The organism is Actinoplanes sandaracinus, assembly GCF_030009775.1.
Lineage (GTDB): Bacteria > Actinomycetota > Actinomycetes > Mycobacteriales > Micromonosporaceae > Actinoplanes > Actinoplanes sandaracinus.
This window is the reverse complement of sequence record NZ_JASCTH010000002.1, coordinates 316381-339548: the sequence shown is the minus strand read 5'-3', so window position 1 is coordinate 339548 and position 23168 is coordinate 316381. Positions and strand designations below refer to the sequence as shown.

22 protein-coding genes are annotated in these 23168 nt (G+C 71.6%); 9 read left to right on the top strand and 13 right to left on the bottom strand.

Translation table 11 applies throughout. The annotated features are described in order from the left end of the window. Positions 1–254: 254 nt before the first annotated feature. From QLQ12_RS04150 to QLQ12_RS04135, 4 genes are all read left to right on the top strand, one after another. The gene (locus QLQ12_RS04150; protein ID WP_282757349.1) at positions 255–1310 is read left to right on the top strand and encodes an LCP family protein; all 1056 of its coding nucleotides are present in this window, start codon (positions 255–257) and stop codon (positions 1308–1310) included. A 79-nt stretch (positions 1311–1389) separates the two neighbouring features. After that, positions 1390–1671, top strand: a complete 282-nt coding sequence (locus QLQ12_RS04145; RefSeq protein ID WP_282757171.1) for a F0F1 ATP synthase subunit epsilon — start codon at positions 1390–1392, stop codon at positions 1669–1671. A gap of 8 nt (positions 1672–1679) precedes the next feature. After that, on the top strand, positions 1680–2147 hold the full coding sequence (locus tag QLQ12_RS04140) for a DUF2550 domain-containing protein (protein WP_282757170.1): 468 nt from the start codon (positions 1680–1682) through the stop codon (positions 2145–2147). Between the two features lie 105 nt (positions 2148–2252). Continuing rightward, positions 2253–3068 (top strand): PhzF family phenazine biosynthesis protein, encoded by an 816-nt coding sequence (locus QLQ12_RS04135; RefSeq protein ID WP_282757169.1) that lies wholly within the window; start codon positions 2253–2255, stop codon positions 3066–3068. Between the two features lie 38 nt (positions 3069–3106). On the opposite strand, the gene QLQ12_RS04130 is transcribed toward QLQ12_RS04135, so the two are convergent. Further along, a complete protein-coding gene (locus QLQ12_RS04130; RefSeq protein ID WP_282757168.1) occupies positions 3107–3511 on the bottom strand; it encodes a VOC family protein in 405 nt (134 codons plus the stop codon). Beyond that, positions 3508–4086 carry a cob(I)yrinic acid a,c-diamide adenosyltransferase gene (locus QLQ12_RS04125; protein ID WP_282757167.1) on the bottom strand — a complete coding sequence of 193 codons (579 nt, stop codon included), beginning with the start codon at positions 4084–4086 and terminating at the stop codon, positions 3508–3510. Before QLQ12_RS04125 ends, QLQ12_RS04130 begins: the two co-directional genes overlap by 4 nt. A 41-nt stretch (positions 4087–4127) precedes the next feature. Between QLQ12_RS04125 and murA the strand changes: the two genes are divergently transcribed. Next, the gene (murA, locus tag QLQ12_RS04120) at positions 4128–5417 is read left to right on the top strand and encodes a UDP-N-acetylglucosamine 1-carboxyvinyltransferase (RefSeq protein ID WP_282757166.1); all 1290 of its coding nucleotides are present in this window, start codon (positions 4128–4130) and stop codon (positions 5415–5417) included. Between the two features lie 15 nt (positions 5418–5432). Here the strand turns inward: murA and QLQ12_RS04115 are convergent, their stop codons facing one another. Next, positions 5433–5768, bottom strand: coding sequence for a hypothetical protein (locus QLQ12_RS04115; protein ID WP_282757165.1), 336 nt, complete (start codon positions 5766–5768; stop codon positions 5433–5435). A gap of 120 nt (positions 5769–5888) precedes the next feature. Here QLQ12_RS04115 and QLQ12_RS04110 point away from each other — a divergent pair, with 120 nt between their 5' ends. Beyond that, entirely contained in the window at positions 5889–6737 is an 849-nt protein-coding gene (locus QLQ12_RS04110) for a 3-hydroxyacyl-CoA dehydrogenase family protein (RefSeq protein WP_282757164.1), read from the top strand. Between the two features lie 1203 nt (positions 6738–7940). On the opposite strand, the gene QLQ12_RS04105 is transcribed toward QLQ12_RS04110, so the two are convergent. Genes QLQ12_RS04105 through QLQ12_RS04090 form a run of 4 tightly spaced genes read right to left on the bottom strand, consistent with a single transcriptional unit; the run spans position 7941 to position 13152 of the window. Beyond that, the gene (locus tag QLQ12_RS04105; protein ID WP_282757163.1) at positions 7941–8696 is read right to left on the bottom strand and encodes a hypothetical protein; all 756 of its coding nucleotides are present in this window, start codon (positions 8694–8696) and stop codon (positions 7941–7943) included. Continuing rightward, the gene (locus QLQ12_RS04100; RefSeq protein WP_282757162.1) at positions 8683–11139 is read right to left on the bottom strand and encodes an FtsK/SpoIIIE domain-containing protein; all 2457 of its coding nucleotides are present in this window, start codon (positions 11137–11139) and stop codon (positions 8683–8685) included. The genes QLQ12_RS04105 and QLQ12_RS04100 overlap by 14 nt, the downstream gene beginning before the upstream one ends. A gap of 49 nt (positions 11140–11188) precedes the next feature. Further along, complete coding sequence (locus tag QLQ12_RS04095; RefSeq protein WP_282757161.1) at positions 11189–12535, bottom strand: hypothetical protein; 1347 nt, start codon at positions 12533–12535, stop codon at positions 11189–11191. Continuing rightward, complete coding sequence (locus QLQ12_RS04090) at positions 12532–13152, bottom strand: DUF4126 domain-containing protein (RefSeq protein ID WP_282757160.1); 621 nt, start codon at positions 13150–13152, stop codon at positions 12532–12534. The genes QLQ12_RS04095 and QLQ12_RS04090 overlap by 4 nt, the downstream gene beginning before the upstream one ends. 71 nt (positions 13153–13223) lie before the next feature. Between QLQ12_RS04090 and nucS the strand changes: the two genes are divergently transcribed. Continuing rightward, on the top strand, positions 13224–13883 hold the full coding sequence (gene nucS, locus QLQ12_RS04085) for an endonuclease NucS (RefSeq protein WP_282757159.1): 660 nt from the start codon (positions 13224–13226) through the stop codon (positions 13881–13883). Between the two features lie 150 nt (positions 13884–14033). Here the strand turns inward: nucS and QLQ12_RS04080 are convergent, their stop codons facing one another. From QLQ12_RS04080 to QLQ12_RS04070, 3 genes are read right to left on the bottom strand one after another with little or no spacing between them, the layout of a single operon-like run. Further along, on the bottom strand, positions 14034–15521 hold the full coding sequence (locus QLQ12_RS04080; protein WP_282757158.1) for a DUF6297 family protein: 1488 nt from the start codon (positions 15519–15521) through the stop codon (positions 14034–14036). Further along, positions 15518–16207, bottom strand: coding sequence for an ABC transporter ATP-binding protein (locus QLQ12_RS04075; RefSeq protein WP_282757157.1), 690 nt, complete (start codon positions 16205–16207; stop codon positions 15518–15520). Before QLQ12_RS04075 ends, QLQ12_RS04080 begins: the two co-directional genes overlap by 4 nt. 17 nt (positions 16208–16224) lie before the next feature. Then, the gene (locus QLQ12_RS04070; protein WP_282757156.1) at positions 16225–17718 is read right to left on the bottom strand and encodes an aldehyde dehydrogenase family protein; all 1494 of its coding nucleotides are present in this window, start codon (positions 17716–17718) and stop codon (positions 16225–16227) included. 53 nt (positions 17719–17771) lie between these two features. Between QLQ12_RS04070 and QLQ12_RS04065 the strand changes: the two genes are divergently transcribed. After that, the gene (locus tag QLQ12_RS04065; RefSeq protein ID WP_282757155.1) at positions 17772–18098 is read left to right on the top strand and encodes a hypothetical protein; all 327 of its coding nucleotides are present in this window, start codon (positions 17772–17774) and stop codon (positions 18096–18098) included. 54 nt (positions 18099–18152) lie between these two features. Further along, positions 18153–18929, top strand: coding sequence for an alpha/beta hydrolase (locus tag QLQ12_RS04060; RefSeq protein WP_282757154.1), 777 nt, complete (start codon positions 18153–18155; stop codon positions 18927–18929). Here QLQ12_RS04060 and QLQ12_RS04055 read toward each other — a convergent pair. From QLQ12_RS04055 to QLQ12_RS04045, 3 genes are all read right to left on the bottom strand, one after another. After that, positions 18926–20089 carry an AI-2E family transporter gene (locus QLQ12_RS04055; RefSeq protein WP_282757153.1) on the bottom strand — a complete coding sequence of 388 codons (1164 nt, stop codon included), beginning with the start codon at positions 20087–20089 and terminating at the stop codon, positions 18926–18928. The genes QLQ12_RS04060 and QLQ12_RS04055 overlap by 4 nt on opposite strands. Positions 20090–20130: 41 nt before the next feature. Continuing rightward, entirely contained in the window at positions 20131–21567 is a 1437-nt protein-coding gene (locus QLQ12_RS04050; protein ID WP_282757152.1) for a Laminin subunit beta-1, read from the bottom strand. Between the two features lie 239 nt (positions 21568–21806). Continuing rightward, positions 21807–23159, bottom strand: a complete 1353-nt coding sequence (locus tag QLQ12_RS04045; protein WP_282757151.1) for a coiled-coil domain-containing protein — start codon at positions 23157–23159, stop codon at positions 21807–21809. Between the last annotated feature and the right edge of the window lie 9 nt (positions 23160–23168).

The following is a 23168-nucleotide window of genomic DNA, read 5'->3' as shown; positions in this document are numbered from 1 at the left end:
TTCCGTGTTAAACTTGTCCCGGCTGAAACGCCCTCCCCGCCCGGGCACCCCCCGGCCGCGGCTCTCGCTTTTCATTATGCGGGTTGATACCGGACATTCCGGGTATGCTGGGCGGCGCATTCGCCTGACCCTGTGACCGCCCCGGGGTCCGGGAACGATCCGGCATAGTGGGGATTCGAGTGGTCAAGTCGTCGAGACGCCGTCGGCACGCGCCGTTGTGGGCCAGGCTCAGTGCCACGGTCGGCTGCGTGCTCATGGTGGCGAGCGGTGGCGTCCTGGTCACCGGCCAGACCCTGATCGCCAGGTACGCCGGTGCGGTGGAGGCCGACAGTGGCAGTCTCATCGGCGACCCGGCGTCCGGCTCCTCCAGAGCCGACGAGATCAAAGGCCCGCTCAACATCCTGCTGGCCGGCATCGACCCGCGCAGCAGCGAACAGGCGCCACTCTCCGACTCGATCATCGTGGCGCACGTGCCCGCCGGCATGGACCAGGCGTTCCTCTTCTCGATCCCGCGCGACCTCTACGTGGAGATCCCACCCTTCCCGCAGACCGGCTTCGCCGGCGGAACATCCAAGATCAATTCCGCGATGTCGTACGGCAGCGCGGCCGGCGACGGCACGCACGACGTCGAACAAGGCTTCCAGCTGCTCACCAGGACGGTCTCCCGGCTGACCGGCATCGAGGAGTTCGACGCCGGCGCGCTGATCGATTTCGGCGGCTTCAAGAAGATCGTCGAGGCCATGGACGGCGTCACCATGACGATCGACCAGAACGTCAGATCCGAACACCTCCAGCCGAACGGCAAGCCCCGTCCCCAACGTCCCGAGTGCGTCGGCGAGGGCTGCGACCACCCGTACACCGGACCGCAGAAGACCTACGAGAAGGGCACCTACCGCCTGGAAGCGTGGGAGGCGCTCGACTACGTCCGTCAGCGGTACGGCCTGCCCGGCGGCGACTACGACCGGCAGCGGCACCAGCAGCAGTTCGTCAAGGCCATGGCCGAGCAGGCGCTGAGCAAGGACGTGGTGACCGACTCGGCCAAGCTGCTCGGCGTCCTCGACGCGGCCGGTGACTCTCTCACCTTCGACGGCGGTGGCGGCAGCATCATCGACTGGGGCGTGGCGCTCAAGGGCATCGACACCGATGACATGACCCTGATCAAGCTGCCGGGGACCGGCCGCTTCGAGAACGGCAGGTACCTCGGGGAGCAGCTCGACCCGTCAGGTGAGGAGTTCTTCCAGGCCCTCCGGGAGGACAGGATCGCCGCGTTTCTCCTGGACCATCCGGAATTCGTCAGCGCTGACGGCTGACCTGCCACCCCGTACCACGTCGGCGTCCGCCGCCGATTAGACTTCACTCGTTCGGTTTGGAACAGCAGAGGGAGACAGCGTGGCCAACCAGCTGCACGTCGAGGTCGTCGCCGTCGAGGAGAAGGTCTGGGTGGGAGAGGCCGAGATGCTCGTCGCGCGCACCACCGAGGGTGAGATCGGTGTGCTGCCCGGCCACTCGCCGCTGCTCGGTCTGCTGAAGGAGCCGTCCCAGGTCCGGGTCAAGCTCGCCGGTGGCGAGCAGATGACCTATGACGTGGCCGGTGGCTTCCTCTCGATCGACGCCAACGGCGTCACGGTGCTCGCCGAGAGCGCCACGCCCGCCAGCCCCGAGTCTCACTGACCCCGACGATGCGGATTCTGGAAATCGCCGGAATCTGCGTCGTCGCGCTGCTCGCGCTCCTCTTCGCGATCTTCTTCCGCCGCCGGCTGCTCAGGCTCGGCGGCGGAACCATTCGCCTCCAGGTTCGCATCAACACGATCGTGCCGGGCCGCGGGTGGTCAACCGGGGTCGGGCAGTTCGTCGGCGACGAGCTCCGGTTCCACCGCATGTTCAGCCTCGCCATCCGCCCCAAGCGCATCCTCGACCGGCGTTCGCTCCGGGTCGAGGAGCGTCGCCTGCCCGCCGGGCCGGAGCGCCTGACCATGCCGGGGCACTGGGTCGTCCTGCGCTGCCGCACCGCCGGCGTGGATGTCGAGATCGCCATGGCCGACACCACCGCGACCGGGTTCCTCTCCTGGCTGGAAGCGGGACCACCCCGCGATCCGGGCAGCCTACGCGGCAACCCGGTCTTCGGTCCCCGGCCGATCGAGGGCTGACACCCTTCCGGCCGGCGCCGTCAGCGGCTGCTCCCCGGGATCCGACGGCCGCCTCTTGCGGATTGGCCGTCGTGCCGACGGCCGCGAGTTCGTAACGTCAGTGGTATGCGGATCAGAATCGTCGACGCCTTCACCGACCGCCCCTTCGCCGGGAATCCCGCCGGTGTGCTGATCCTCGACGGCGACAGCTTCCCGTCCGACGAGTGGATGTCCAACGTCGCCGCCGAGGTCAACCACGCCGAGACGGCCTTCGCTCACCGCCTGCCGGAGGGATCGGGCGCTGACTGGGCGCTGCGCTGGTTCACCCCCACGGTCGAGGTGGCACTGTGCGGCCACGCCACGCTCGCCACCGCGCACGTGCTGCATGCTTCCGGGAAACTGGACGGCCGGGTCGGTTTCCAGACGCTGAGCGGCGTCCTGACCGCCACCGCCGGGCAGAGCGGGGCGATCACGCTCGACTTCCCGACAGCGCCACTCAGCGCGCTGCCGGCCGATCCGGGTCTGGCCGCGGCACTCGGGGTCGAGATCAGAACCGCCCTCCACACCGGCCCCAACACCGACGACGTGCTGGTCGAGGTGGCCGACGAGAAGACGGTCCGAGGCCTCACTCCCGACCTCCGCGCGGTGGCGGGCCTGACCGCCCGGGGCGTCATCGTCACCGCGGCCGCCGAAGACCCCACATCGGGGTACGACTTCGTGTCCCGCTTCTTCGGCCCCGCTGTCGGCGTCGACGAGGACCCGGTGACCGGTAGCGCCCACACTGCCCTGGCGCCGTTCTGGTCGTCCCGCCTGGGCCGGGACCAGCTCACCGGCTACCAGGCCTCCCGGCGTGGCGGCCTGGTCCGGGTCACCCTGCACGGCGACCGTACCCACCTGACCGGCCACGCCGTCACCACCATCGACGGCGCCCTCCTGAGCTGACCACACTGGAGGCGGCACGATCGTGATCGGGAGCGGGCTCAGGGAGACGCGACGAGCTCCACCTCGTAGCCCCAGGCGTCCTCCAGGTAAGCGGCGTAGGAGCCGGGCCCGCCCGCATGCGGGTAGCGGTCGGCGAACAGCGGCGCCCAGCCGTACGTGGGCGCCGCCGCCACGAGCCGGTCCACCTCGGCGGGCGTGCCCGCGGTGAAGGCCAGGTGGTTGAGGCCGGGCGCGAGCCGGTCGTGCGTGGTCCCGGACAACGCGGGGGACTGCTCCAGCACCAGATAGACGCTGCCGTGCCGCCAGGAGCGGCCGGCCGGCCACTCCTGGAACGGAGCCCACCCCAGCTCGCCGAGCAGCCATCCCCAGGACCGGATCGCGCCGGCCAGATCGCGCACCCAGACCTCGACGTGGTGCAACCCGCCGGTAGCGGGGCCGGTCACCGCTCGATACCGCCGCCGGGGACCCACTTCACGTCACCGGACGGGTTCGCCGCCCGGGAGAGGATGAAGAGCAGGTCGGAGAGACGGTTCAGATATTTCAGGGGCAGCACGCTCGTCCGGTCGGGCTCCTGCTCGTAGAGGGCCCAGGCGGTCCGCTCGGCGCGCCGGGCGACCGTGCGGGCGACGTGCAGGAGCGCCGCCCCGGGGGTGCCACCCGGGAGGATGAAGCTGTCCAGCGGGGCCAGACGGTCGTTGAACTCGTCGCACCAGCCTTCGAGCCGGGTCACATAGGCCTCGGTGATACGCAGGGGCGGGTACGGCGGGTCGTCGGTCACCGGGTTTCCCAGGTCCGCGCCCAGGTCGAACAGGTCGTTCTGGATCGCGGCGAGCACCGGGCGGACGTCGTCGGGCAGGTCACCCAGCGCCAGGGCCACCCCCAGCGCCGCGTTGCACTCGTCGGCGTCCGCGTAGGCGGCGATCCGTGGCGCGGTCTTCGCCGCGACCTCGTTGTTGACCAGCCTGGTCTGGCCGGCGTCGCCGGCACGGGTGTAGATACGGGTCAGATGCACAGCCATGCGTCCACCCTATGAGGCGCGGGTGGGTCCTGGCCCATACGATGGCCCGCGTGGATGTGATCAGGGTGAAGGGCGGGGCCCGCCTCGCCGGCGACGTCACGGTGGGCGGCGCGAAGAACTCGGCCCTCAAGCTGATGGCGGTCGCGCTGCTCGCCGAGGGCCGCAGCGTGGTGGCGAACGTTCCCCGGATCACCGACATAGCGATCATGGCCGAGGTGCTGCGGCGGCTCGGCTGCGACGTCACGCTGGACGGCACCGAGGCGGTCATCGACGTGCCCTCCGAGCCGGGCAGCGAGGCCGACTACGACCTGGTCCGGCGGCTGCGTGCCTCGATCTGCGTGCTCGGGCCGCTGCTGGCCCGCCGCGGTTATGTGCGGGTCGCGCTGCCGGGTGGCGACATGATCGGCTCGCGGGGTCTGGATATGCACGTCGCCGGCCTGGCCCGGATGGGTGCGGAGATCTCCGGCGAGCACGGTTTCGTGATCGCCTCGGCGCCCGGTGGGCTGCACGGCGCGAAGATCTGGCTGGACTTCCCGAGCGTCGGCGCGACCGAGAACATCCTGATGGCCGCGGTGCTGGCCAAGGGCGTCACCGAGATCGACAACGCGGCCCGTGAGCCGGAGATCGTCGACATCTGCGAGATGCTCAACGCGATGGGCGCGAAGATCGAGGGCGCCGGCTCGTCCACCCTGGTCATCGAGGGCGTCGACGGCCCGTTGAAGCCGGTGCGCCACACCACGGTCGGCGACCGGATCGTCGGCGGCACATGGGCGTTCGCCTCGGTGATGACCCGTGGTGACGTGACCGTGCACGGGGTGCGGCCGGAGTTCCTGGACATCGCCCTGGACAAGCTGGTCAACGCGGGCGCGACCGTCGAGCCGGGCGACAACAAGTTCCGGGTGCGGATGGACGCGCGACCGCGCGGCGTCGACATCGTGACGCTGCCCTATCCGGGGTTCGCCACCGACCTGCTGCCGATGGCGCTGGGCCTGGCCGCGGTCGCCGAGGGGTCGTCGCTGATCACCGAGAACATCTTCGACGGACGGTTCATGTTCGTGAACGAGATGGTGCGGCTGGGGGCGGACATCCGTACCGACGGGCACCACGCCGTGGTGAACGGCCGCGACCGGCTCTCCGGGGCTCCGGTGCGGGCCACCGACATCCGGGCCGGCGCGGGCCTGGTCATCGCCGGGCTCTGCGCCGACGGCGTGACGGAGGTCGGAGAGGTCCACCACATCGACCGCGGCTATCCGGACTTCGTCTCCGACCTGGCCCGCCTCGGCGTCGAGGTGGAGCGCACCGACGTGCCGGAGCCGACGTTCGACTTCTGACCGGACCGATTCAGATCAGAAGGACGCGACCAGTCGTCGCGCTTCCTCCACCTCTTCGGAGAAGACCAGCACGATCACCCGGCCGTCGCGCCGGATCGCTGTGGTCGCGCGGATGCCCGCGTCGGAGAGGAACCGCCGGATCTCTTCGGCCACCTCGGTGTCGTCGGTGACGGCGGCCGGCCGGAGCAGCCCGTAGTCCTCCCGCTCGCCGAAGATCGCCAGTCCGTCGGGAGACGTCTCGCGGGAGACGGTGGGTTGCAGGCCCATGCGCCAGAAGACGGCGCCGAGGAAGCCGACCAGACCGACGGCGATCAATGGTCCGATCAGGTACCAGCCGTCGCTTGTGGCCATGGGCACAGTCTGGCACCGCCGTCGGCACTTTTCCGGCGATTTGACCCGATCGGGAGGCGTGCTGAACCGCCGTTAAGGAACGCCGCTAAACTGACGTCGCCTCTAACGAAGGAGTGGAGCATGGCAGGTCGTCTCGCGGTAATCGGTTCCGGGCTGATGGGCTCCGGCATCGCCCAGGTCTCAGCACAGGCCGGCTGGCAGGTCACCATGCGGGACGTCGACGACGCCTCGCTCAACCGCGGCATGGCCGCCATCAGGGACTCGCTGAGCCGGTTCGCGGCCAAGGGCCGGATCGCCGAGGCCGACGTGGAGGCCACCCTCTCCCGGATCACCCCCACCACCGACCTGGACGCGGCCGCCGACGCCGACGTGGTGGTCGAGGCCATCTACGAGAAGGTCGAGGCCAAGCACGAGGTCTTCAAGGCCCTCGACAAGATCTGCAAGGCCGGTGCGGTCCTCGGCACCAACACCTCGGCCATCCCGATCACCCAGATCGCCACGGTCACCTCGCGCCCCGAGTCCGTCGTCGGCATCCACTTCTTCTCGCCGGTGCCGATGATGAAGCTGGTCGAGCTGGTCCGCGGCTACCAGACGTCCGACGAGACCCTCGCGGCCGCCCGCAACTACGCCGAAGAGGTCGGCAAGACCTGCGTCGAGGTCAAGCGCGACGTCGCCGGCTTCGTCTCCAACCGGCTCTTCTCCGCGATCCTCGTCGAGGCGATCAAGCTGGTGGAGTCCGGAGTCGTCTCGGCCGCCGACCTCGACACGGTCATGAAGCTCGGCTTCGGCCACGCGATGGGCCCGCTCGCCACCGTCGACCTCACCGGCCTCGACGTCATGCTGAACGCGGCGAGCAACATCTACCGCGACACCGCCGACGAGAAGTTCTTCCCGCCGGAGTTGCTGCAGCGCATGGTCCAGGCCGGCGACCTGGGCCGCAAGACCGGCAAGGGCTTCTACTCCTACTGACCAGTCAGCCCGGCCTGCCCAGCCCGGTTGGCCTGGCCCAGCCCGGCTTGGTCTGCTCGGTCTAGCCCGTTCGACCCGGTGCTACCAGCCTGGCCGACTACTCATATCGGCCGGCCAGCCTCAAGATCGGCGGCGTTCGTGCCGGGTGCTGCTCCGCGGCGCCCGGCACGCTCCGCTTCCGGCAACATTCCCACGGTGGTACGGCCGCACCTCCCAACCGCACGACTCCACACCACACCACCCCGCTCCGGCCGTCGGCGGCTACCGGCACCGCCCCCAGCCGTCGTTCCGGCCTCTCACGGATTGCCGGTAGCGCGCGTAACCTACGGCTCGCCGTCGCTGCTGCCCGCTGCCCGCGACCCGTGTGCCCGCGCCGTCCGTGCTTGCGTGGCCGGGTGCTCCTGCCGTTCCGCGCTCGCGCCGTCCGCTGCGTCTGCCTGTGCTGCTGGCCGCAGCGGATCTCCCGGGGTGTGTGCGTCGACGGGCGCACAGTGACCCTGTCGAGCTTGGCTGGCTGGTTGTGGGTGCGGTTCCGAGCGGATGTAGGCGGCACCCATGTTTAGGCGGCGCTCATGGCGGCCGGTAGCACCGCCCAAGATTGATCTCAGTCCGGGGCTGCCCGGGATCGTGGCTGCTCCCACCAATTTGTTGACCTGCTGGCCGTGCGGATTCGTGGTCAAAGCGGCCGTGTGACAGCGCTTTCGCACAGCCGGCAGATCAACTTACCCGGCAAGCCAGCGAGCCTGGGCATGTTGCCGCCTCCACACCGTTGCCGGGGCAGCCCGGCCTCCCGCCCCGGCCGTCGGCGCGGCGTCCTCGTGATGTGGCCGGCGTGCGTGGGGGCGTGCACGGGGTGGCTGTTCGGCCGTCGTTGGAGCGTCCTTTGGCATGCCGGTGACATGCGTGGGCGACGGCTCGCCGGGCTCGGCCCTCGGCGGGTTGGGTCATGCGCGGCCATTCCGCGTCACGGCTACGGCTGGGGTTGGGCGGTGACGGAACGCATGACCGGTGGCGGGGGTCGGTCGTGAGGGGACGCCTGCCCGGCCCGCCGCGAGTCATGTGACTGTCCGTGGCCCGTACAAGAGAGATGTTTGACCGGAAAAGCCCACCGGAAGTGGCCGGAAGTGGATCGCCAGCGGCGGGCAGCGGAGTCAGCGGCGGTAGCGGGGGTTGGCGGCGGGCGGCGGGGTGGCGAGGGGTGGGTCAGCGGGTGGTGGCGAAGGAGAGGGAGAGCAGGGTCGCGGCGACCATGCCGCCGAGCAGGGTGAGCCCGATGCCACCGATGTCCATGCGGGCGCGCAGCCGACTGTGCGTGATGAGGGCGGCGACCGGGACCCCGGCGGACGGCGCCACGAGGAAGGTCATCCAGCCCACCCCGCGGATGATCACGCCGCCCCACTCCGCGTCGTCACCGAAGGTGACGAGCCCGGCGGCGACGAGCCCGGCGAGAGCGGCGGTGACGGCGCCGATCAGCGGCAGCAGCGGCAGCGCCCAGCGGGGGAGGGCGCCGTTGCCGGCCGGGCGGACGGTGACGTCGATGCGGTCGGCGGCGCGGGAGAGCAGGACGCGCGGTGACTGGCGGCCGGGGGGAACGATGTCCTCGCCGGGTTCGGGGCGGCGCTGGAGGGCGACTCGGGGCATGGCTTCGACGGAGGCCGGTTCGGGGAGCTCGCCGAGAGCGCGGACGCGCATGCCGCGGGCGCGGCGGAGTTGGTCCCAGAGGCGGGCGGCTTCCCGGTCGACGTCGAGGACCTGGGCGGCGGCGGCGCCGGCCCACCGGTCGGCGGCGAGGGCCTCGCCTTCGGCGCGGGCGAGTTCGCCGGCGGCGCGGGCGGCGTTGTCCTGGTACGCCCGTTCGGCGTCGTCGAACGCGGTGTCGCGGCGGCGGGTCACGTCCGCGAGGGCGCTCACCATCAGCTGGTAGTCGCGGCCGAGTGGCTGGCGGTCACGTGTGGTCACTGTTCACCTCGTACGGAATGATCACTTCAGGCGTGCGGTGGACGGACCGGTCGAAGAACAGGGCCCGGCGCGGGCGTGGCTGCCAGAGCGGCCCGCCCGGCAGGGGATAGAGCGGCGCGAGTTCGGAGCCGTGCACGTCGAGGGCGACCCACGCGCCGACCGGGTCGAAGCGGCCGGCCAGGTCTTCGCGGAGCCGGGCGACGGTGCGCCACCAGCCGAGCACGTGGGTGCGCCGTTCGGGCCCGTTGTCGAGCAGGGCGCGCAGCGCGGGGCGGTGTGGTGGCCCGGCCGCGTCGAGCGCGTACCCGATGACGTAGCGGGGGATGTCCGAGGCGGGCGGGTCGAAGTGGACGTCGGAGGAGTCGTACCAGTCGGCTGCCGGGAGTTCGGCGACGAGCCGGGCCGCGGCCCGTTCCACGCCCGGTTCCAGGCAGACGATGCTGAAGTGGGCGGGGCCCTGCGCGGCGAGTGACAGCGCGGCCGCGGCGAGCACGTCGCAGGCCTCGCCGGCGCGTGTGCCGAGGACGGCGAGGTTCCGTCCGGGCATCCGCCCGAGCCGCAGCCGGGCGGGCCGCGCCGACACGTCGATCCGTTCGCCCAGCACCGCTCCCGGTGACGACCCGACCGGGGCGTCGGCGGCCGGCACCCGCCCGGACGGCCGGTACGCCGACGGCAGGCGCGGCACCGCGGTCCCGTCGAACAGCCGGGGCTCCTCGCAGCCGGGTGGCCGGGAACGCCACAGCCGGCGCTGGGTGGCCCGCCACGTGGTGAGGTCACCGGCGTCGGGCAGCCGGACGATCCGGTTGGATCCGGCCAGCCCGGACGCGGTGTTGACGACGGCGTGGTGGTGCGGGATGACCGACGCGGCCAGGTTGTCGTCGGCCAGCACGCGCCGGGCCTTGGGCAGGGCGATCCGCAGGGTGAACGGGGCGATCAGGGCGGGCCGGCCCCACAGCGCCTGGATGCCGGCCACCGACCCGGTGGCGAGGATCAGGTGGATCTCTTGCGAGGGGCCGCGCCGGGCCAGGTCCTCCAGCAGGCCGGTGGCCTCGTCGGCGATGCCGTCGCGGCCGTCGAGCAGCACCGGGAACTCGTCGAGGACGGCGACGATCCGGGGGCGGGGGACGTATCTGGCGGCCCGGGCGCGCAACTCCTCGCCGAGGTGGCGGAGCACGGCCAGGCCGAACTCGCGGTCCTTCGCCACGTTGATGCCGGCGAGGCGGGCCTGGGGGAGCCAGCTGGGGTCGCGCAGGCTGGGGGTGTACCGGGCGAAGGACGCGCTGTCGGAGAAGTCGAGCAGGTAGAGGGCGAGTTCGCCGGGACCGTACCGGGCGGTGAGCGAACCCAGCCAGGTGTGGATCAGGTTGGTCTTGCCGGAGCCGGGCGGGCCGCCGATCAGCGCGTGTGGTGGCTCGTCGCTGAGCGCGACGTCGACGAGCGTGCCGTCGGTGCTGTCGCCGACCGGGGCGGCCAGGCCGTGCCGGGCGGTCTCGGCCCAGAGGACGGCCGGTTCCAGGTCGGCGAGCCGGGCCGGGGGCGGACCCGGGGTCTGCCGGGTCGCGACCTCTCTGCAGAGAGCGGCGGGTGGCGGTGGGTCGAGGTGCACGTCGAGCCGGCCGAGCGAGGCGCACGAGGCGACCCGTTCGCGGACGGTGATGCGCTCGACCGCCGGATGGTCGGGGAGTTCCAGGCCGCGGACGACCAGGTGCACCCCACGGCCGATGCCGGCACGGGTGATCCGGTCGAGCAGTGCCCGCTGCCCCCGGGACATCTCGTCGGCGGTGGCCCGGTCGGCGAGCAGCACGACCAGCCGCCATCCGTGCTGGTCCTCGGGCCGGCCGAGTTCCTCGAGCAGGGTCCCGAACTCGCCGGGCCCGACGAACCGTGGCCCGAGCGGGGCGAAGGCGCCCCGCTGTTCCGGGTCGTAGACGATCAGTTCGACGTCGCCGGGGCGGGTGCTGCCGAGGGCCCGCAGCAGCAGGCCGGTGATCACTTCGTCGAGCGTGGCGGTGGGCCCGCTCAGGTGCAGGTGGGCATGGTCGAGCAGGGGTATCAGCGCGGGCAGGGCGGCGGTCTCGTCAAAGCTGATGGTGCCGATCCGCAGCAGGCCCGGCGGTCTGCCCGGCTCGGGTTCGCTGGGCGCCCAGAGCCGCCACGGCGCCCCGGCCGCGCCGGCCGCGCTCATCGTGGCGAGGCCCCGCAGGTGACCGGCGAGCCGGTTGGCCTCGCCGTGGTAGCGCTGCTGGATGTCCTGGCGGCTGGTTTCGCGTGCGGCGGCGAGCTGGCTCAGGCAGGTGGCGTACGCCTCGCGTACCAGCCGCCGCCGTTGCTGTGCCTCGCCCCGGGCGGATTCGGCGGCGGCGAGGACCGCGCGGGCCGTGCCGCGGGCTTCGGCGAGTTCCTGCCGGATCGCGGCGACCAGCGCGTTGCGGTGGCTAACCACGCGTTACCCCGGCGTCCATGGTCGGGGATATTAGCCACAAAATTCCCTTTTATGGCGTTTTGCTGCTGCGTGTCGTGATCTCGGCGGAGGGCAGCGCCCGGTGGCGGCTCGACACGTCCGTCCACAGCCGTTCAGCGACCAGCATCGCCGCCTCCCGCTGCCACTGCTTCGTCACGTCCGCCGGCACGTACCGCTTGAACCACTCCACGGCCAGCCGCGCCTCCCGGCTCATCCCGTCCACCCGGGGCCGCCGCGCGTACGGGTTCAACCCCAGCACGCAACAGAACTGGAGCACGTTGTAGTACCGCCACTCCTCGGTCGTCCCGAACGGACCCGGCGGGCGCATCGCCGACACGGACTCCCGCAGCACCGCCCGCAATTCCCGGGCCCGCGCCCGCGGCTGGTCCTCCCGCCCGGCCAGCCGCCGCTCCACCGCCGGCAGATCGGTCAGCGGGCTGCGGGCCAGCCGGTTCAGGTCTCCGAAGTCGGTCAGCGCCCGCCGGGTCAACCGCAGGAACTCCGGCTCGCCGAGACTGTTCAGACGCCGGTGTTCACGCCGCCGCAGCAGCGCGTCCGCGTTCAGGAACAACGCCGACCGGTCCGACCGCAGCGTCTGGTCGTCGGCGAGGGCCACCCGGTCCAGCAGGCGCCGCACCTGCGCGGCCAGCCCGGCCAGCGCGGACCCGGCGGCCAGCACCACGAACTGGAGCACGGCCACCGTGTCGTCGCCCGGCGCCAGGAACATGGTGGCCGCCGCCGGCGCCCCGGCCAGCACCAGCACCGCCAGCCCCGCCGCCAGCGAGCGCCGCAGGTCGGGCCGCAGGCGTTCGCCGTTCTCGGCCGCGTGGGCGACCGCCATCAGATAACCGATCACCAGCAGGTCCAGCCCGAGCGCGGGAATCGCGGCGACCGCGCCGGACTCGGTGAACAGCAGCAGCACCATGGCCGCCGTGCAGAGGACCGCCATCACCGTGAGCGCCGGCGGCAGCATCGTCGGGGTGACCTGCTCGCGCAGCCGCCAGAGCAGGATCAGCCCGCCGACCAGCGGAGCCAGCGCCACCAGGCGCCCGGCCTGCGGCAGGAAGACGAGCATCAGCAGGAACGCCGCGCCGAGGAACAGAGCGCCCCGGTCCACCGGCCGCCGCTCGGCCGGGGTCAGCGGCAGCAGCGCCACCACCGCTCCGGCCACGCACAGCGCCGGGATGCAGAGCAGCACCTCGGCGGCGGGGGAGCCGGGGGCGATGGCCCAGGCGGCGACCCCGAGGGCGTACGACACCAGCGCCGTCGCCGCCCACCGGAGGGTGACCCTCCCGGGATCACGGCCGATCAGATAGCAGGCGAGCCACCAGCTGAGGGCGAAGGCGGGTACGGCGATCGCGGGCACCCGTGCAGTCAACCAAACAGGTGACGGGTTTCGACACTTGCGGCCCGGTTTCTCTTGCGCCGCCGGCGACCGCGGACCACCCACACCGTCGCCCAGACCAGCACGCCCAGACCGATCAGGACGAGCACCGGAAGCACGATGGCCAGCACGGACATCACCACGCTGCCGATGTCCTCGGCGGTGCTGGCGACCGGGGCGCCGAAACCGGCCGTGGTGGCGTTCACCACCGGGCGGGAGGCCGACTTCACCCCGTGCACGATCAGCGCGATCACCACACCCGCGGCGATCGGCACCCACTGGTTCGAGGTGAAGAACGCGCCCGGATCGGCGACCGTCACCGTCTCGGAGGCCGATCCGGTGCCGAACGCCAGTCCACCGGCGGTCGGCCGGACGAACGTCTGCACCATGTCGTTGACGTGGTCGACCACCGGGATCTTGTCAGCCACCACCTCGACGGCCAGCAGCACGGCGAGAATGGTGAGGGTCCAGCCGTTGGACAGCCACGCCGAGCCGGACGGCAGGTCGATGGCGTCGGTGTACCGGGCGAGAAGTCCCATGGTCAGCAGGGGGATGTAGGCGTTCAGCCCGGCGGAGGCGGCCAGACCGGTACCCGTCAATACTTCGAACACGATCTCAGCATGGCACCGCCATGCTCGTGCCGCCCGGTGAGCACGAGGGAGGCGTCGGATACTGTCGTGCGGTGCGTCTGGTCATCGCGAAGTGCTCCGTGGACTATGTCGGCCGCCTCTCCGCCCACCTGCCTCTGGCAGTGCGGCTGTTGATGGTCAAGGCCGACGGTTCGGTGTCGATCCATGCCGACGACCGTGCCTACAAGCCACTCAACTGGATGAGCCCGCCCTGCAAGCTGCAGGAGGCGCCGGGCGTCTGGAAAGTGGTGAACAAGGCCGGCGAGGAGCTGCGGATCACTCTGGAGGAGGTCTTCCAGGACTACTCCTACGAGCTGGGCGTCGACCCCGGCCTGGTCAAGGACGGTGTCGAGGCGCACCTGCAGGAACTGCTCGCCAAGCACCCGGAGACCTTCGGTGAGGGCTGCACCCTGGTCCGCCGGGAGTACATGACCGCGATCGGCCCGGTCGATCTGCTCCTCAAGGACGCCACCGGCGGTTCGATCGCCGTCGAGGTCAAACGCCGCGGCGAGATCGACGGCGTCGAGCAGCTCACCCGTTACCTCGAACTGATGAACCGAGACCCGCTCATCGCCCCGGTCCAGGGCGTCTTCGCCGCCCAGGAGATCAAACCCCAGGCCCGGGTGCTGGCCACCGACCGCGGAATCCGCTGCGTCGTCGTCGATTACGACAAGCTGCGCGGCATGAAGCGCGACGAGCTCACCCTTTTCTAAACCCTCATCTCGTACGGCCGGCAAAGGCACCGTGGCATCCGCGCGACGCGGGCGGGCGCCCCGGCCGCTGCGCGCCGCACGGGCAAGGCTTCCGGTCACCGGCCCTCCGGCCGGCACCCACCGCTGGATCAGCCGGCCGGGTCCGGGGCTTCAGCGCGGGGACAGCTCGACCCGGCCGGGGTCGCTGGTCCAAGTCAGATATGCCTGCACGCCGATGACCGCGACCGCCACCTGGAGGACGATCGAGCTCGCGGTCGCCGGGTCACCCTGCACCAGGCGCAACACCGTGGGCAGGGCGAGGAGCAACAGGTCCAGGCCGGCGAAGGCGTAGAGGACCGGGCCGGTCGGGACCGAGCCCATCGGCGTGTCGATCGGGATCAAGTCGTTGCGGACGAAACCGGTACGGGCCGCCCGCACCGCGGCGGCCGCGCCGATCGGGCCGAGCGCCACTCCCAGCGGCCACCAGTGACCTGGCGGGAGCGCACCGGCCAGTTGCAGCAGGGCCAGTGCCACCGTGGCCCACACGACGCCGAGCGCGGACGGCACCCAGAACCGCTGCAGCAGCACCTGGCGGGAGTTCAGGCCCAGGGTCCGCAGCAGGACCGGGTTGCCGGCGTCGGTCTTCACCGTGGCGGTGGTGGTGCGGGCGGCGATCACCGTGCCGGCCAGCAGGGCGATCACCAGAACCCAGCGGGGCGCGGAGATCAGCAGCAGCGGCAGGGCGGTGGTGGCGGCGATCCACATCAGACGGGCCGGGCGGCGTTTCGCGAGCAGCAGATCCTGACCGGTCAGCGGCGGCAGGCGGCGGGGCAGGCGGGCCGAGCGGAGACGGCGGCGTGCCCAATAGCGGCGTTCCAGCATCTCGGACAGGAACGACGGCTCCATGCCGTAGACCGAGTCGGCCAGGGTGCCCGTCGTCCGGGCCGACTCCATGACCTCGGCGCTCGGGGTGCGCGCGAGGTCGCGTACGCCCAGAAGGAAACCGGCCGTGACGAGGACCGTGAGGGCGCCGGTGAGCGGGACCAGGACGGACGCCGTGGGCCATCCGGCGAAGGCGGGTGGGGTCCAGCCGGTCGTCTCGGCGACCAGGGCGGCGAGGCCGCCGGCGATCGCGACGCGGGCGACGGTGTCGGTGAGCGAGGCGAGGCGCGGCCGTGCCTGGGCGGCCGAGGCGAGGAGCGTGAGGAGCACGCCGGAGAGCGCCCCCACCGCGAGCAGCAGCGCCGACCCGTCCGCCACGGCGTTGCCGAGGATGCCGAAAGCGGCGGCGCCACCGGCCAGGGCCGCACCGAACGCGGCCGCGCGCAGCGACGGACCCAGCAGCTTCCGGCGGCTGACCGGAGCGGTGAGCAGGAAGTACGTGGCCGGGCGGCTGACCGTGACCGGGCCGAGGCGGCGCAGCGCCAGAAAGAGCAGGCCGGCGCAGGCAGCGGCGGAGGCGAGGGCGCCGGCGCCGCTGAGATCGGGGACCAGCGGGCTGAAGACGGCCGTGAGAGCGTCCTTCGCCATCACCGCCAGCACGGCGATCGAGAACAAGGCTGTGTAGACGGTGCCCAGCATGTCGCCGCGATCGCGGTGGGAGGCCTGGGCGCGCCGGATCCAGCGACGGACCGGCCGCAGCGCGACGACCTCGGTCACTGGTCCCCGTCCGCGGCCGTCGGGAACGCCGCGGGCTCCGTCGCCGGGCGTGCCGCCAGCTGCTCCATCGACGTGATCTCGGCGCCGGACGCCACCGCGAACTTGTCGTCGTGGCTGGCCAGCAGCAGCGAACCGCCGGTGGACAGGTAGTCGGCGAGCATCGCGGCGACCATCGCCCGGCCATCCGGGTCGAGGCGCTGCTCCGGCTCGTCCAGGATCAGCAGGGAGCTCGGCCGCAGCAGCACGAGGGCGAGCGTGAGGCGCTGTTTCTGGCCGGAGGACAGCGACGGCGGGATGGCGTCGGCGTGCCCGGCCAGCCCGAACCGCTCCAGGGCCTCGTCGATGCCCGCGGCGGAGGGATCCTGGCCGTGCGCGCGGCACACCAACTCGGCGTGCTCACGGGTGGTCAGGCCCAGGTACCAGGTCGGCGGCTCGACCGTGGTGGCCACCGCTCGCCAGAACGCGGGGCTGTCGCCGGGCTCGTCGCCGAAGACCCGGATCGTGCCCGAGTCCGGCCGCTGCAGGCTGCTCACGCAGCGCAGCAGAGTGGACTTGCCGATGCCGTTCTCGCCGGTCACGCAGACGCCGGCGCCGGCAGGGACGGTCAGTCCCACATCCACCAGCACCGGCGTCGAGCCGTAACTCACATGTAGACCGCTGACCTCGACCGCAGGATGATCGACCACCCGATCAGCGTAGGACCCTAGGGCTTGCGGCCGTAGAGCAGGCGTAGCGCCTTGAGGATCTGCTTGACCTGTGCGGGCGTGCGCTCGAACGTCATCGCCGGCAGCAGCGACGGGCCGCGCCGCACGGTGATCGCCTTGGCCCGGGCGAACTCGCGCAGCCCGTCCTCGCCGTGGATGCGCCCGAAACCGGACTCGCCGACGCCGCCGAACGGCAGGTTTCCCATGCCGACGAAGGTGAGCGTGCCGTTCACGGCGACCATGCCGGAACGCAGCCGGCGGGCGATGCGGATCGCGTTCTTCTTGCCGAAGACCGAGCCGCCCAGGCCGTACGGCGTGTCGTTGGCCTTCTGGATCGCCTCGTCCGCGTCGCGGACCCTGGTGATCGTCAGCGTCGGCCCGAACGTCTCCTCGCGGATCTCCGAGGAGTCGTCCGGAACGTCGACCAGCACGGTCGGCGACACGTAGGGCGCCTGCACCGCCTCAGCGCCGCCGAGCACGGCCCGGCCGCCCTTGGCCAGCGCGTCCTCGATGTGGTCGCGGATGATGTCGAGCTGCCGCGGCATGGTGATCGGCCCGATCTCCTCGCCGGTGCGCAGCTTGCCGGCTTTCTCCACGACGGCCTGCACGAACCGGTCGTAGACCGGCTCGACCGCGTAGACCCGCTCGATGCCGATGCAGGTCTGCCCGGCGTTGGTCATCGCGCCCCAGACCGCGGCCTCGGCGGCCGCGTTCACGTCGGCGTCGCCGTCGACGATCAGCGCGTCCTTGCCGCCCGCCTCCAGCACCACCGGCACCAGGTTCTCGGCGCAGGCGGCCATCACCTTCTTGGCGGTGGCGGTGGAACCGGTGAAAGCGATCTTGCCCACTCCGGCCCGGCACAGCGCCCCGCCGACGTCACCCAGGCCGTGCACCACCTGCAGCACCGGATGTTCCGGCACCACCTCGGCGAACGTGTCGGCCAGCCACTGGCCGACCACCGGGGTGTACTCGCTCGGCTTGAGGACGACCGCGTTGCCGGCCGCGAGCGCCCCGCTGATCGGGCCGACCGGCGTGACGATCGGATAGTTCCACGGGCCGATCACGCCGACCACGCCGAACGGCTGGTACTCGAGGTGGCCGGAGTGCTCGGCGACCAGCAGCCTGGTCCGGACCCGGCGCGGGCCGAGCACCCGCCGGGCGTTGCGGGCCGCCCAGTCGAGATGCTCGACGGCGGCGGTCGCCTCGATCAGGCCGTCGGTGATCGGCTTGCCGGTCTCGCGGTGGGTCAGCGCGGCCAGTTCCTCGATCCGCTGCACGATCAGGGAGCGCCAGCGCAGCATCCGGGTCTTCCGGCCGTCGAAGCCGAGCCCCAGCCACCACACGGACGCTTCCCGGGCGCGCTCGACGGCCGCGATCACGGCCTTCTCGTCGGCGACCGGCACACGGCCGGCCTCCTCGCCGGTGGCCGGGTTCGTGGAGATCAGCTGGCCGGCCTCGATCACGGGCAGGCCGGGAACGTGAGTCGCCGTCATGACGCGAGTCTAGGGCGATTGTTACCAGCGAGTCACTACGTACGCTTGAGCTTGTGAGTCCCCGCCGCAACCGCCCCCGCCGCCCCTCCTCGGAGGAACCGAACCCGAACCGCCCCGGGATCACCGAGGATCGTGTCCAGCAGTGGCGGGACGGTGAGTACATGGTGCGCAACGTCTTCGGCGGGGCGGCCGTGAAGACGTACCGTTGCCCGGGTTGTGTGCAGGAGATCCGTCCCGGTGTCGCGCATGTGGTGGCGTGGCCGGCTGACGGTTACGGCGACGAGAGCGATCGGCGCCACTGGCACACCGGCTGCTGGCGAGGACGTGACCGGCGTGGCCCGGGTGTGGAGCGGTCGCGCAACGCCCCGCGCTACGGGTGATGCCATCCGACCGCCCGCCCACCACCCGTAAGACGGAATGAAAGCATCTCTTTCATGAGCAACCAGATCCGTGCCAACTCGATTCTCCCGGCCCACCGGGAGGACATCGAGCTGCACACCGCGGACGGTGTCACCCTCGTGGGCGAGCTGGCCCGCCCGCTCGACCGCGAGCCGGTGGCCACCCTCGTCTGCCTGCACCCGCTGCCCACGCACGGCGGGATGATGGACAGCCACGTCTACCGCAAGGCCGCCTGGCGCCTGCCCGCGTTGGCCGGGATCGCGGTGCTGCGCTTCAACACCCGCGGCACCGCCAGCGTCCGGGGCGTCAGCGGCGGAGCGTTCTCCCACGCGGTCGACGAGCGTTACGACGTGGCCGCCGCCATCGAGTTCGCCGAGTTCGCCGATCTGCCGAACATCTGGCTGGTCGGCTGGTCCTTCGGCACCGACCTGACGCTGATGTACGGCCTCGATCCGGCGGTCTCCGGCGCGATCCTGCTCTCCCCGCCGCTGCGCTTCTCCCAGCCGTCGCACCTCGACGCGTGGGCGGCCGACGGCAAACCGGTCACCGCCCTGGTCCCCGAGTTCGACGACTACCTGCGCCCGGCCGAGGCCGTGGAGCGATTCGCCGCGATCCCGCAGGCCGAGGTGGTCGGGATCGACGGCGCCAAACACCTGTGGGTCGGAGACGCCGAGAAGGTCCTGAACGAGATCGTCCGCCGGGCCGCCCCGTCGGTGACGACCCCGCTGCCGACGACCTGGGACGGCCCGCTGGAGACCGGCGACGCCAGTGCCTACGCGGACCGCACCGTCGCGTCCTTCGAGAGCAGCTAGCGTTTCTGCATGCTGGGCAGCAGCACCTCCCGGGAGATGAGCTGGATGGCGGCCACCATGGGGATGGCGACCAGGGCGCCGACGACGCCGAAGAGGCCGACCCCGAGCAGGGCCGCCACCAGCGCCGCGACATCGCTGACCCGGACCGAGCGGCGCATCACCCGCGGATAGATCAGATAGTTCTCGACCTGCTGGTAGACGACGAAGAAGACGATGCAGACCACCCCGTCGGTGATCGACGAGGCGAGTCCGACCAGGCTGATCACCACAGCCCCGATGGTGGCGCCGATCTGCGGGATCAGGTCGCAGACGGCGACCACCACGGCCAGCGCGAACGGATAGGCGAGACCCAGGATCAGCGCGAGCACGAAGGTGCTCGCCCCGGCCAGGACGGCGATCGCCAGCGCCCCCACCATGTAGGCGCCCACCTTGGTGAGGATCTCGTCGGTGAGCAGTTGGATCCGCTCCCGGCGGGACGCCGGTACGAGCCGGTAGCCGGCCGCCTTCATCCGCTCGAACGCGGCCATGAAGTAGATCGTCAGGACCAGCACGGTCAGGATGTTGAAGATGGTCCCGAAGAGCAGCCGGGCGCCACCGACCACCCCGCCCAGGGCGTTCGTGACCGTCCCGGCGTTGACCGCGCCCTGCACCCGGCTCGCCAGGTCGTAACGCTGCACCAGATCGTTGACCGTGCGGCTGCGGCGCAGGCTCTCCAGCACCTCGGGCGCGTTGTTGACCAGCTCGGTGGTCTGTGTGACCAGCGGCGGGATCAGCGCCACCAGACCGCCGGCCAGCAGCAGCACCACGCTGAGCGCGACGGTCGCCACCGCCGCGCCACGAGGCAGGCCCAACTGCCGCAGCCGGGTCACCGCCGGGTTCAGCCCGATGGCCAGGAACAGCGCGATGAAGATCAGGACGAGGATCGAGGCGGCGTTGCGCACGCCGAGGAACAGTGCGTACGCCACGATCACGCCGAGTCCGAACAGGAATCCGAACAGGAACGGATTGCGCCTGTTCAGCGGCGGCCCGGGAGCACCGAACTGATTCTCGTCCGCGGCCGGAACCGCGGCCGGAACCGCGGCCGGAACCACGGCCGGCACGACGACCGGCGCAGCGGCCGGAGTCTCAGCCGAAGGATCAGCGGGTGGCTCGGCGGACATCGAAAGAGGTTATCGCCGCCGGGCCACCCTTGCCACCCGGGTTACTCCGCGTCGGCGGACACCCGGCTCGCCTGCGGAACCGCCACCTTCGCCGAGGCGGTGACCTTGGCGGGCTGGGCGACCGGCGGAACGGGCTGGGCGACCGGCGGAGCAGGCTGCACGGGCTGGGCCGCCGGCGGAGCGGGCTGCCTCTCGGCCGCCGGCGGTTCCGGCTCGGTGGGCAGGGACGGATCCTCCGGGTCGGCGGCGGCCGCCATGACCGCCGCGGCGGCCAGCTCGGCCACCCGCTTCGCCTCTTTCTGCACCTGCCGGCGCACGTCCGCGGCGTGCCGCTCGGCGGCGTCCCCGGAGCGCTTCGCCTCGGCGAGCCGCTTCAGCTCGGCCTCCAGTTGCTGCTGCACCTCGGCGAGCCGCTGCCGGACCCGCTCGGCCTCCTTCTCGGCGGCCTGTGCCTGCTCCTGCGAGGAGATGCGGCGCTGCTCGGCCTCCGCCACCTTGGCGGTGGCGGCTTCCAGCTCACGGCCGGCCTGGGCGATTTTCTCCTGCTGGGCGGCGATCTCCTTGCGCACGGCCGTCGCCTGGTCGTCCGAGCGGCGGAGGACCTCTTCGGCGTACTTGTCGGCCTCGCTGCGCAGATCTGCGCACTGCTTCTCGACGCCGGCCCGCATCTGGCCCAGTTCCTCGATCACCGAGTGCCGTCGCAGCGCCAGCTCGTGCTCGACGGACGCCTTGAGATCGGCCAGTTCCCGCTCGGTCTCGGCCCGTTTCGCCGCGATCTCCTGGCTGACCTTCTCCCGCAGCGCCTTCAGCTCCTGCTCGGCCTGCATCCGGGTGGACTGCACGTAGCCGTCCACTTCGGCGCGGGCGCGCTGAGCGTCCTGTGTGGCCTTCTCGATGATGTGCTGGCCCTCGTTGCGGGCCCGGGCCAGGACCGCCTCGGCCTCCTTGCGCATCTGCTCGGCGGACTGCCGGGCGGCCGCGAGGGCCTTGTCGGAGGCGGCCCGCTTGGCCGCGTCGGCCTTCTCCTCCTCGGAGCGGCGCGCCGCCAGGGCGATCTCGAAGTCACGGATGGCGTTGTGGGCGTGTGCCTCGGCCTCGGCCCGGATCCGCTCCGCCTCGGCGAGACGCGAGGCGATGTCGTCGGTCGCGGAGGCCTTGATCGCCTCGCCCTGCTCCTCGGCGAGCGCCAGGATCTGCTCGACCCGGGGGCCGAGATGCCGGAACGACACCTCACCGCTCATCCCGGAGTCACGGCGGGCCTGAGCGAGCTCCGCCTGCAGGCCCTTGATCTGCGCGGTCATCGCCTGCATCTGCGAGTACGCCTGCTCGCGGTCGGCGAGCAGAGCGGAGATCTCGTTCTCCGCCCGTGTTACGTACCGCTCGACCTGCTTCCTCTCATAACCCCGCAGGGCGGTCTCGAAGCTGGGTTCGGTGGCCGAATCTCCGCCGAGACCGAGAATTTCACCGCCGTGCGACATGCTTTCCATCCTCACATACGCATCGTCCCGTGGCGTGTCGATACACACCGGCTTGATGGAGACGATCCGGGTAGTTGTGATTTGTCAGACCTCGGCTCGATAAACCTTGGCAAGCCCGAAACGATTCAGGCCGTACCGGAGAAACTCCGGTACGGCCTCATTTCGTCATCGACCGCCCGGCCGCTGTCAACCGTCGCGCACTCGCGGCGGCTCCGCAACCGGAGAGACGATGCCTCAGGTCAGGGATTAGTCTTGGTCGCCACCGGCTCGTCGCCCGGCTCCGCGGGCTCCTCCTGCTGCGGCTGGTCAGCCTGTTCGGCCTGCGTAGGGGCCTGTCCGGGAGCCCGCTGGGCGGGCGCCTCGGCCGGTTTCGTGGCCGCCGCGGCGGCGGCGACCGCGGCCGGAGCGCCGGCGCCGACACCGGGAACCAGGCCGGAGAGGCCGGAGAGCATCTGGCCCAGCTGGCTGGTGACCGCGTCCTTCTGACGGGTCAGGTCCTCGACCTCGCGGCGGGCCGCCTGGGTGGTCAGCTCGGCCTCCTGCCGGGCCTCGCTGAGAAGGCGGTTCGCCTCGGCACGGGCCTCGGTGACGGTCTTCTCGGCCAGCGCCCGGGCCTTCTCCACCGTCTCCGAGGAGTGCCGCTCGGACTCGACCCGGCGGGTCTCGGCGCGCTGCGAGATCTCCTTGGAGCGGTCCTCGGCGGCGCGGGCCCGCTCCTCGGCCTCGGCCACCATCTTCTGGGTGGCGGCGACCTGGGCGGCGTGCCGCTGGGACTCCTCGGCCTCGGCCTTCTCCCGGCGCTCGGCGATCTCCAGGGCCAGCGCCTGCAGGTCCTTGTCGCGCTTGTCACGGGCGTCGGTGAGCAGCTTGGTCGCCTCGGCGCGCTTCTCCTCGGCCTCACGGGACGCCTTCGCCCGGGCCTGGGTGATCTCCCTCTCGGCGGTGGCACGGTGCGATGCGACCTCACGCTCCACCGTCGACTTCAGCTCGGCGACCTCGTGCGCGGTCACCGTCCGCAACTGCTTGGTCTCGCGGTCGGCGTCCGAGCGCAGCGTGTCTGCCTCGCGCCGGGCCTGCACCCGGGCCTCGGCGGCCTCGCGCTCGGCGTGCGTGCGGACCTGGCCGGCCTCACGCTCGGCGGTCGCCTTCATCGCGGCGGCCTCGGCCCGCGCCTTGTCGGTGATCTCGCGCGCTTCGAGGCGGGCCGCGGAGAGAATGCCCTCGGACTCCCGCTTCGCCTCGTTGCGGTGGTCGTTCGCCTGTTCCTCGGCGAGACGCAGGATCTGCTCCACCCGGGTGCCCAGCCCGGAGAGCGTCGGACGGTTGTTCTCCTCCAGCAGTTTGTTGCTGTCGGCCAGTTTCTGCTCGAGCGCGTTCAGTCGCTGCTCGGCCTGGCGCAGGCGACGCTGGGCGTCGTTCATCCTCTGCTCGGCCTCGCCGCGGGCCTGCTCGGACTGGTTCAGCGCGGCGAGCAGCCGGCCGATGTGTCCGTCGACCTGGTGACGGTCGTAACCGCGCAGAACGACCGTGAAATCGTGCTGCGAGTTAGCGGTCTCGAAGAAGGCCAGGTTCTGATCCTGCTGCTGGGGCATTGCGCCATC

Coding starts and splice junctions, on each gene's coding strand:
- QLQ12_RS04070 (WP_282757156.1), bottom strand. CDS start 17,718: ATGACGGCGACTCACGTTCCCGGCCTGCCCGTGATCGAGGCCGGCCAG.
- QLQ12_RS04045 (WP_282757151.1), bottom strand. CDS start 23,159: ATGCCCCAGCAGCAGGATCAGAACCTGGCCTTCTTCGAGACCGCTAAC.
- QLQ12_RS04050 (WP_282757152.1), bottom strand. CDS start 21,567: ATGTCGCACGGCGGTGAAATTCTCGGTCTCGGCGGAGATTCGGCCACC.
- QLQ12_RS04060 (WP_282757154.1), top strand. CDS start 18,153: ATGAGCAACCAGATCCGTGCCAACTCGATTCTCCCGGCCCACCGGGAG.
- QLQ12_RS04140 (WP_282757170.1), top strand. CDS start 1,680: ATGCGGATTCTGGAAATCGCCGGAATCTGCGTCGTCGCGCTGCTCGCG.
- QLQ12_RS04150 (WP_282757349.1), top strand. CDS start 255: ATGGTGGCGAGCGGTGGCGTCCTGGTCACCGGCCAGACCCTGATCGCC.
- QLQ12_RS04110 (WP_282757164.1), top strand. CDS start 5,889: ATGGCAGGTCGTCTCGCGGTAATCGGTTCCGGGCTGATGGGCTCCGGC.
- QLQ12_RS04115 (WP_282757165.1), bottom strand. CDS start 5,768: ATGGCCACAAGCGACGGCTGGTACCTGATCGGACCATTGATCGCCGTC.
- QLQ12_RS04055 (WP_282757153.1), bottom strand. CDS start 20,089: ATGTCCGCCGAGCCACCCGCTGATCCTTCGGCTGAGACTCCGGCCGCT.
- QLQ12_RS04135 (WP_282757169.1), top strand. CDS start 2,253: ATGCGGATCAGAATCGTCGACGCCTTCACCGACCGCCCCTTCGCCGGG.
- murA (WP_282757166.1), top strand. CDS start 4,128: ATGGCCCGCGTGGATGTGATCAGGGTGAAGGGCGGGGCCCGCCTCGCC.
- QLQ12_RS04125 (WP_282757167.1), bottom strand. CDS start 4,086: ATGGCTGTGCATCTGACCCGTATCTACACCCGTGCCGGCGACGCCGGC.